The following is a 9,191-nucleotide window of genomic DNA, read 5'->3' as shown; positions in this document are numbered from 1 at the left end:
CTCGAGGCTGGGGTAGAGGTGGTAGAAGCCGTCGAAAAGGCTCTTGAAGCCAAAGGCTTGCTGCCAGTCCGCCATTCCTGCGCGCGCCATGCCCGCACGGTTGTAATGGTTGAACCCGGCGGCGCTCGACATGCCCGAGCCGATGCCGACGATGATGGCGTCGGCATCGTCGATAAGGCTTCGAAGTTTATGTGCATCTCTTTCTAGGGGCGGCATCGGGCGATCTCCTCGAAAGCCGGGGCCATATCGCCGTCAATGAGAATCGTCTCGCACGATGCGTCGGGCGCCATGGCCTGGCTGTAGTTGAACACGATGTAGGTGGCGTGCTCGCAGACGTTCGCGATCTGGGCGAGCATGTGCTTTATGACGCCGTTGCGCAGTCCCACGCCAAGTTCGAGGATGGCAACCCTGTCGTTGCGATGGGCTTGCACAAGGCGCTCGAGCTCCTCGAGCTGGGCCGTGGCGAGGGCGTCTGGATGGGCGAGACGCCGCTCGTCGATCGACGTGCGTATGCTCCCCTCAGTCTCGAGCACGCGCTCCTCGTCGAACCCGGCGCGCGCGAAGTGCCCGTCGATGTTGCATGTGACCACGAAGGTGTCGGCGTGCTCCGTAAGACGCCGCAGCCCGTTCATGAGCGAGCCGGGCTCATATTCGAGATACTCCTTTTGATGGAACCGATCGGCCCATCGGCGTCGCACGCTGGCATCCGGGGAAGCGAGCCCCTGCAGTATGCAGCCGATGCCGTCTGCCTGAGCGAGGTCGCCGTACGCCTCTTGGAAATGAGCATCGGCGCAGAAAAGGTTGAGCCCCTCCGCCATGTCGAGTCCGTTGCTAGCGCCGATGATGACAAGATCCGCTTCGGCTAGCGCCCTGCCTATGCGAACTGCTTTCGCCGTCTCCATGCGCTACCTCCCCAGCGTCTTGCGCACGTCGGCATGCACGTCGGCGATGTCGGCGCGAACGGCGAGCCCCCGATCCTCGATCGCGCGGGGGAGAAACTGCGTCTTGTTGTTTACGGCGATGTAGCTGGCCTGCGGTAACTGCGCCGTGAGGGCCCAGAACGGCTCCTGGATAAACGCGGGCGTCATGCGGCCCACACCCAGCTCGAGGAAGAGGATCCTCTGCCGTGCGTGCGCGTCGAGCCAGTCGGACACCTTGCGGTACTGCTCCTCGTAGAGTTCGCCCTGCAGGAAGTTGCCGTAGCCGCGAACCCAGGGGAACGCCTCTGCCCCGCAGTGCGGGCAGCGCGGCACGAGCTCTGTCGGAACCTCAAGGCCGTCTCCCATGGCCTCTACCATGCGGGAGACCGGCTCGACCGCATCCCACACCGCGTCGGTGCAACAGTGGGAGCACTGAAAGAAGCGGTGGTCGCCTTGGATCTCTGCCACCTTCTCCCAGGGATAGAGCTTCACAAACTGCGTGTCCTGGTTGGTGGTGAGCACGAAGAAATCCTTCTCGGCGATAATGGTGTCGAGGTCCCTGTAGGGCTTGCGCAGCGGGGCGTTGAGCGTGGTGTCGAGGAAGGTGGCGAGGTATCCCCAGCGCGCCTCGGCGGTGGGCCAGCGGTAGAACGACCCCTCGAAAGCGCCCTTGAAACCGTAGCGCTCGGCGAATTTGCCGAAATGCCTGCGATAGGTTGCGTTGTCCTCGTAATAGAAGTCGCCGCCGCCCGCCGCGGAGAGCCCAGAGGCCCCGCCCACCAGCACGCAATCGGCTTCCTCGATCATGCGGGCGAAGTCCCTGATTTGCTGGTCGTAGGGCTCGGGCTCGCGGTCACTCAGCTCATAGGGCGTGCCGCCGCTGCGGTAGGCGGCCTGAAGGGAAAACGATTGGTTGGTGAGCTCGATAACGAGCTGCTCGTACAGGGTCACTGGATACCTTCTTTCAGCTATTATAAACAGGTGTCTATAAAAAGTATCCATGTCGATTTGCTTAAGAGCAATGAACAGCTTCGGCCTGCTGTCGATAAACGAGCGTTTGCCGGGCATTGTCGAGCGTTGCAATTGGAGGGGTAATGGAAGCGGGGAAGATCGATCGTCGCCGACGCTATACACTCTCGGTCATACGGGAGGCGTTCTTCGCGCTGCTGGCCGAGGTCGGCTTCGCGAAGATGACGGTAGCGGATATTTGCCGCCGCGCCGATATCAACCGTGGCACGTTCTATCTGCACTACGAGGACAAGTTCGCCCTGCTCGACGCGCTTATCGACGAGGCCTTGGCGGCGGTGCCGCCGCTCGAGGGAACGGAGGCGGGTGCCCTCTGCCAGCGTCCGCCGGCAAACGATGACTATTATCTGCTCTACTCGGATGACGACGCGTACGCCCGGGTGGCACAGCGCGTCGTCGAGCGCGGCGCCGAGCAGATGGTTCCCTCGATCATGGAGGAGACTGGGCTTTCGCGCGAGGACGCCTATCTGCTCTTCGTCCACAACGTCCAGGGAAATCTCGCGGTCAACCGCCTGCTCGGTTGGAGGCGAGGGCCCGAGTTTGCCCACGCTCAGGAGCTGCTCAGCGCCTATTCCGAAGGGGGCATGCGGGCGGTATCGGCTCGTCACGATCCTCGTAGCTCGTCTTGACCGCATGTCATTTCAGGTAGGTGGCGTTGCTATGGGCCCTCTTTGATTTTCGACGTTGTATAAGGCAATCGCAATCGTCTTGAGCTTCTTTAGGGAACTTGAACAAGAGATATGGCCTGCTGGCGATTGATTAACACCATTCGTTTTGGTTACAAGAAAGCATGCTGCGCGCCTGCAGCATGAGGGAGAGGGAATCCTATGAATATCGTTGTATTGAGCGGCAGCCCGCGTAAGGGCGCTAATACCGATACCATGGTCGAGGCGTTTGCCGAGACCGCGCGTGAGGGCGGCCATACGGTCGAGGTCATCCGCGTTGCCAGCAAGAAGATCGCCGGCTGCTTGGGATGCCAGTACTGCTTCGCCCATGAGGGCGTCTGCGTGCAGAAGGATGACATGGCCAACGTGATTGAGTCGCTGAAAGACACCGACATGGTTGTCTTCGCTTCGCCTATCTACTGGTTTGATATCACTGCGCAGGAAAAGACCGCCATCGACCGCCTGTACGCCTTCGGTGCCACGGGATTCCCGTTCACCAAGACGGCCCTTTTACTCGATAGCCACAGCGAGGGTGTCTATGATGCGGCGATCGCTATGTACAAGTCAACCTGCGCGTACTGCAAGTGGGAGGACCAGGGCATTGTCACCATCAGCGGTATGACCGAGCGCGACAGCATGGCATCCTCGCCCAAGTTGAAAGAGGTGCGAGAGCTCGCTCGCAAGCTTGCCTAAGGACAAGAAGAACGCATGGCGATCAGCGTTGGTGGAAATGCTTGCTGTCCTTACCGAGAGATAGGGGCGAATTCCCTCAAGTGCCGTATAGAACAATTTTTAAACGCAGAAAAATAACTGAAAACAAATTAATCCGCGTTAAAATATTGTCAAATAGAAGTTCATGAGGGAAGGTTACGTATGCGTCGCAAGGCAGACGAGCTCCTTAGGGAATGGCGAGACAGAGCTGATAGAAAACCTTTGCTGGTCAAAGGCGTGCGCCAGTGTGGCAAGACCTATTTGCTCAGAACGTACGCCCAGGATCTTTTCGAATCGGTTGTCTACGTTAATCTTGAGAACGACCGGTCGGCGCGAGCGGATTTTTCGGGCGGTCTTGACCCTCATTCGATTGTGCGCGCGATCGAGGCTCGTACGGGACAGCGTATCGTGCCTGGCAAAACCTTACTGTTCATTGACGAGATCCAGGCATGCGAGGAAGCGCTCACTTCCCTTAAATACTTTTGCGAAGATGCTCCCGAGTATTACGTTGCGGCTGCCGGGTCGCTTCTTGGGGTTGCCATTAACCATCAGTCGTATTCGTTCCCCGTCGGAAAGACCGACTTGATCGAGATGACTCCACTCGATTTCGAGGAGTTTCTCTGGGCAATGGGGCACGATCAGCTGGTCGATGAGATACGCTCGTCATTCGAGTTAATGGGTCCTCTTGCGCCAAGCCTTCATGAAAAGGCGCTTAGGCTCTATCGACAGTATCTTGTTGTTGGCGGAATGCCCGAGGCGGTCCAAACGTATATCGATGATCAGTCAATCATTGATGTGGCCGAAAAGCATCGGATTATTCTCGACGGATATTCCGCCGACACCAATAAATATGCTGATGAACGCTTGAGCGCAAAGACGCGTGCGTGCTTCGATTCCATTCCACAGCAGCTTGCCAAAGAGAATCGCAAATTTCAATACAAGGTAGTGCGAGCGGGGGGCAATGCGTCTCTCTTTGGAGATGCTCTCGACTGGCTTGTATTGTCGGGTACGGTGGCGCGCTGCAGCCTAGTCGGGCAGATCGAAAGCCCTTTAGAGGCCTTCGTTAACCCTTCTGCTTTTAAAATCTATCAGGCGGATACAGGGCTGCTCGTCTCCAAGGCCGGTGCTCAACGCGCCGATATTCTTGCCGGCATCGGCGGCACATTCATGGGTGCACTTACCGAAAACTACGTCGCCCAACAGCTTTCAGCCATGGGCTATCCGCTGCATTATTGGGCGCGAGATAATCGTGCGGAAATCGACTTTGTAGTAGAGAAGCAGGGATGCTTGTCTGCGATTGAAGTCAAGGCGGGAGAGAACACAAGATCTCGAAGCCTGTCCTCACTTAAAAAGACCCATCCGGGCGTACGCCTTATCAGGCTATCGACTAAGCCCTTTGGAATGAATGATGGGCTTATGTCTGTTCCACTTTATGCGGCATTTTGTCTATAGGGATGATGCTGGTGTAATGCATGGGGCCCAGGGCGCAGCGTTTACTGCGCTCCGGGCCCCGCTGCTTAGTTAAACCATGACGGTTTGGTCGCCGTCGTCCTAGTCAAACAAACTCGGCATGTCGTTTTCCTTCATGAGGGCACCGGCGGAGGGCAGGCTCTGCGCGGTGAACTTCTCGGCCGAGACGCCGGCGCCAAGGATTTCCTCGGTCGTGCCGACGGTGGTGACCGAGCGGCCCTTCTTGGCCGTAAAGGCCTGGACGCCCTGCGTGTTGGTGGTCGTCTTGGTCTTGAGCAGCGACGTGTTGAAGTTCATCAGGCGGTAGTCGCTCGAGACCAGCGCGAGGTCGCGGTCCTCCTTGAGCACCTGCGCATACAGCAGCTTGCTGCCGCCGTAGATGGCGTTCTTAAGGCGCTTGCGGTTGGTCTTGGTAACGTATCCAGAAAGCGCGACACGCACCACGCGGCCGTTCTCAAAGACGAACAGCACGTCGGCCTTGTAGTCCTCGGGGTCGATGACCCAGATGACGCTCTCGTCGGGTTCCATCTCAAGATCGGTCGGAAGGTACGAGCCCAGCTGGGCCGACTTGGTATCCTCAAACGCCGCGACCTTGCACTTGTACACCTGGCTCTTGTTGGTAAAGACCAGCAGCTCGTGAGTGTTGGAGGACGGGAACTCGATAAAGGGTTTGTCGCCGTCCTTGTACTTGAGCGTGGTCGCCTTCTTGAGCACGCGGTCCGTCATCTTCTTAAGGTAGCCATCGTGCGAGAGCATGATGGTGACCGGGTACTCCTCGACCTCGGGCTCCAAGCTTACCTCGATAACCTCATGGGGCTCGATCCTGCCCGTGCGGCGCGGCATCACGTACTTCTTGTTGACCGCGGCCAGCTCGTCGCTGATGACCTTCTTGATGTTCTCCTCGCTGGAGAGGATCTCCTCAAGCTCGGCAATCTCGCCCTCAAGCTTGGCAATGTCCTTGGTGCGGTTGAGGATGTACTCCTCGTTGATGTTGCGGAGTTTGAGCTCGGCAACAAACTCGGCCTGGGTCTCGTCGATGTCGAAGCCGCGCATAAGGTTGGGCACGACCTCGGCCTCGAGCTTGGTACCGCGGATGATGGCGATGGCCTTGTCGATATCGAGCAGAATCGCCTCGAGGCCGTGCAGCAGGTGCAGACGCTCGGACTTTTTTCCCAGGTCAAAGTTAATGCGGCGACGCGTGGACTCAATACGCCACTTGACCCACTCGTGCAAGATCTGGCGCACGCCCATAACGCGGGGATAGCCGTCGACCAGCACGTTGAAGTTGCACGAGAATGAATCCTGCAGCGTGGTCGAGCGATAGAGCTTGGCCATGAGCTTGTCGGGGTCGACGCCGCGCTTAAGGTCGATGGCGATGCGCAGGCCCGAAAGGTCGGTCTCGTCACGGATGTCGGCGATCTCCTTGACCTTGCCCTCTTTGGAAAGCTTGACGATCCGCTCGATGATGACATCGGTCTTGGTGGTGTAGGGGATCTCGTACACCTCGATGATGCGCTCTTCGGGAATCCAGCGCCAGCGGGAGCGGATCTGGAAGCTGCCAAGGCCGGTCTCGACAATCTTTTCCATCTCCTCGCGGCGGTAGATAATCTCGCCGCCGGTCGAGAAGTCGGGCATGGGCATGTACTCGAGCAGATCGCAGTCGGGATCCTGCAGGTAATGCATCGTGGCGGTGCAGACCTCGTTGAGGTTGAAACCGCAGATGTCGGACGCCATGGCGACGCCGATGCCCTTGTTGGCCGAGACAAGGATGTTGGGGAACGTGGTGGGCAGCAGGCGCGGCTCCTTCATGGCGCCGTCGTAGCTGTCGACGAAGTCGACCGGGTCCTTGTCGATGTCCTTGAAGATCTCGGCGCTGATGGGGGAGAGCTTGGCTTCGGTATAACGCGAGGCGGCGTAGCTCAGGTCGCCCGAATAGTACTTGCCAAAGTTGCCCTTCGACTCCACGAAGGGGGCGAGCAGCGCCTCGTTGCCGGTAGCCAGACGCACCATCGTCTCGTAGATCGCGGCATCGCCATGCGGGTTGAGCTTCATGGTCTGGCCCACGATGTTAGCGCTCTTCTGGCGCTCGCCCTTGAGCAGGCCCATCTTGTACATGGTGTAGAGCAGCTTGCGGTGCGAGGGCTTAAAGCCGTCGATCTCGGGGAACGCACGCGAGACGTTGACGCTCATGGCGTAGGGCATGTAGTTGACCTCGAGCGTCTGCGTGATTGGCTGGTCGGTGACCTCGGAGTGCAGGCCGATGACGTTCTCGGCGTTGACCTGCTTTTTCTTTGGCTGGTTCTTCGTCTTCTTCTTTGCCACGATATCCTCTTGAACTTCTTATGGGCCGTCGTTATCGATTTGCTGCTATTGCAGGTCCAGCTGGTCCAGGTATTCCTTGCCGTGCTCCGAGATATGGCGCTTGCGGCCCGCCTCGTCGTTGCCCAGCAACAGGTTGAACATGGTCTCCATCTTGGTGACGTCCTCGGGCTCCACCTTGATCAGACGGCGCGTCTCGGGGTTCATGGTGGTGAGCCACATCATGTCCGGATCGTTCTCACCAAGACCCTTGGAGCGGTTGATGGAGCACTTCTGGTCGCCGATCTCCTTGAGGATGCCGTTCTTCTCGAGCTCGGTGTAGGCAAAGTAGGTCTTCTCTTTGCAGTTGATCTCGTAGAGCGGCGATTCGGCGATATACACATAACCTTCGTCGATAAGCGTGGGCACCAGGCGGTAGAGCATGGTGAGCACGAGCGTGCGGATGTGATAGCCGTCGACGTCGGCGTCCGTACAGATGATGACCTTGTTCCAGTTGAGGTTGTCCAGGTCAAAGGCACCAAGGTTCTTGATGCGCTTGTCCTTGATCTCCACGCCGCAGCCCAGCACGCGCATAAGGTCCATGATGATGTCGGACTTAAAGATGCGCGGGTAGTCCTCCTTTAGGCAGTTGAGGATCTTGCCGCGGACGGGCATAACGCCCTGGAACTCGGCGTCGCGCGACGTTCGGATGGCGCCAGCTGCCGAGTCGCCCTCTACGATGTAGATCTCGCGACGGTCCTTGTCTTTGGAGCGGCAGTCGATGAACTTCTGCACGCGGTTGGCCATGTCGGTCTTCTGTTGCAGATTGGTCTTGATGCTCTGGCGCGTCTTCTCGGCGTTCTCGCGCGAGCGCTTGTTGATGAGCACCTGCTCCATGATCTTGTTGGCGGCGTCTTTGTTCTCGATCAGATAGGTCGAGAGGCGCTCCTTAAAGAATGCCGTCATCGCCTGCTGGATAAAGCGGTTATTGATGGCCTTCTTAGTCTGGTTTTCGTAGGACGTCTGGGTGGAGAAGCAGTTGGTCACCAGCACCAGACAGTCCTGGACGTCCTGCCACTTAATGCCGCTCTCGTTTTTGTTGTACTTGCCCTGTTGCTTGATGTAGGCATCGATGGCGCTGGTCAGAGCACTACGGGCGGCCTTTTCGGGCGAACCGCCGTTCTCGAGCCATGACGAGTTGTGGTAGTACTCCTGCATCATGAAGGTGCGCGAGAAGCACATGCACGCGGTGATCTTGACGTTGTAGTCGGGCAGGTCCTCGCGGTCGCGACCGCGGCGGTCGGCCTCGATAAAGAAGGGCTCGGTGAGGTAGTCGGCACCGACCTTCTCGAGCACATAGTCCTCGATGCCCTTGGGGTAGCAAAAGTCCTCTTCGGAAAACTCGCCATCGTCGCCCTCGATGCGCAGGCGGAAGGTAACGTTGGCGTTGACCACGGCCTGGCGGCGCATGGTCTCGCGATACCAATCGTGGGGGATGCTGATGGAGGTGAAGACCTCAAGATCGGGGCGCCACTTGATGGTGGTGCCGGTGCGGTTCTCGTCGCTGGGCTCAATCTCGAGCGCCTTCTTTTTGGCGCCGACGACCTTACCCTTCTTAAAGTGCAGAGAGTATTTGTTACCGTCACGCCAAACCGTGACGTCCATGTACTCAGAAGCGTACTGGGTCGCGCAGGAGCCCAGACCGTTGGTGCCGAGCGAGAAGTCGTAGTCGCCGCCCTGGTTGTTGTTGTATTTGCCGCCGGCGTAGAGCTCGCAAAAGACGAGTTCCCAGTTAAAGCGCTTCTCGGAAGGGTTCCAGTCGAGCGGGCAGCCGCGGCCGTTGTCCTCTACCTGGATAGAGCCATCGCGAAAGGCGGTGAGGGTGATGAGCTTGCCGTAGCCCTGGCGTGCTTCGTCAACGGCGTTGGACAGGATCTCGAAGGCGGCATGCGCGCAACCATCGAGTCCGTCCGAGCCAAAGATGACGGCGGGGCGCAGGCGTACGCGCTCCTCGTCCTTGAGCTGGCGGATACTGTCGTTACCATAGTTTGCGGTGTTTTTTGCCATACTCGCTCTCTCGGTGCTTCTTTTGCTGCGTTTA

Annotated in this window: 7 protein-coding genes and 1 pseudogene; 3 read left to right on the top strand and 5 right to left on the bottom strand. The window is 58.4% G+C overall.

Annotation, left to right across the window (positions count from 1 at the left end; translation table 11 throughout):
• The 3 genes and pseudogenes from DWW12_RS02650 to DWW12_RS02640 form a co-directional block, all read right to left on the bottom strand.
• Positions 1–216: pseudogene (locus DWW12_RS02650) on the bottom strand (hypothetical protein); the annotation flags it as partial.
• Positions 204–902 carry a hypothetical protein gene (locus DWW12_RS02645; protein ID WP_117854852.1) on the bottom strand — a complete coding sequence of 233 codons (699 nt, stop codon included), beginning with the start codon at positions 900–902 and terminating at the stop codon, positions 204–206. The pseudogene DWW12_RS02650 and the gene DWW12_RS02645, both read right to left, overlap by 13 nt.
• A gap of 3 nt (positions 903–905) precedes the next feature.
• Positions 906–1,871, bottom strand: coding sequence for a hypothetical protein (locus DWW12_RS02640; protein ID WP_199570638.1), 966 nt, complete (start codon positions 1,869–1,871; stop codon positions 906–908).
• A gap of 143 nt (positions 1,872–2,014) precedes the next feature.
• Here DWW12_RS02640 and DWW12_RS02635 point away from each other — a divergent pair, with 143 nt between their 5' ends.
• From DWW12_RS02635 to DWW12_RS02625, 3 genes are all read left to right on the top strand, one after another.
• Positions 2,015–2,575 carry a TetR/AcrR family transcriptional regulator gene (locus DWW12_RS02635; RefSeq protein ID WP_089572815.1) on the top strand — a complete coding sequence of 187 codons (561 nt, stop codon included), beginning with the start codon at positions 2,015–2,017 and terminating at the stop codon, positions 2,573–2,575.
• 198 nt (positions 2,576–2,773) lie between these two features.
• Entirely contained in the window at positions 2,774–3,304 is a 531-nt protein-coding gene (locus DWW12_RS02630; protein WP_055252412.1) for a flavodoxin family protein, read from the top strand.
• Positions 3,305–3,484: 180 nt separating this feature from the next.
• A complete protein-coding gene (locus DWW12_RS02625) occupies positions 3,485–4,774 on the top strand; it encodes an ATP-binding protein (RefSeq protein ID WP_117583295.1) in 1,290 nt (429 codons plus the stop codon).
• Between the two features lie 99 nt (positions 4,775–4,873).
• On the opposite strand, the gene DWW12_RS02620 is transcribed toward DWW12_RS02625, so the two are convergent.
• Both DWW12_RS02620 and DWW12_RS02615 read right to left on the bottom strand, forming a co-directional pair.
• The gene (locus DWW12_RS02620; RefSeq protein ID WP_117854851.1) at positions 4,874–7,114 is read right to left on the bottom strand and encodes a DNA gyrase subunit A; all 2,241 of its coding nucleotides are present in this window, start codon (positions 7,112–7,114) and stop codon (positions 4,874–4,876) included.
• Positions 7,115–7,159: 45 nt separating this feature from the next.
• Positions 7,160–9,157: a type IIA DNA topoisomerase subunit B gene (locus tag DWW12_RS02615; protein ID WP_117854849.1), complete on the bottom strand. Its 1,998-nt coding sequence runs from the start codon at positions 9,155–9,157 to the stop codon at positions 7,160–7,162.
• Positions 9,158–9,191: the final 34 nt, after the last annotated feature.

The organism is Collinsella sp. AF14-35 (assembly GCF_003464565.1).
In the GTDB taxonomy this organism is placed as follows: domain Bacteria; phylum Actinomycetota; class Coriobacteriia; order Coriobacteriales; family Coriobacteriaceae; genus Collinsella.
Note: the sequence above shows the minus strand (reverse complement) of the source record. Positions and strands in the feature narration are given on the sequence as shown.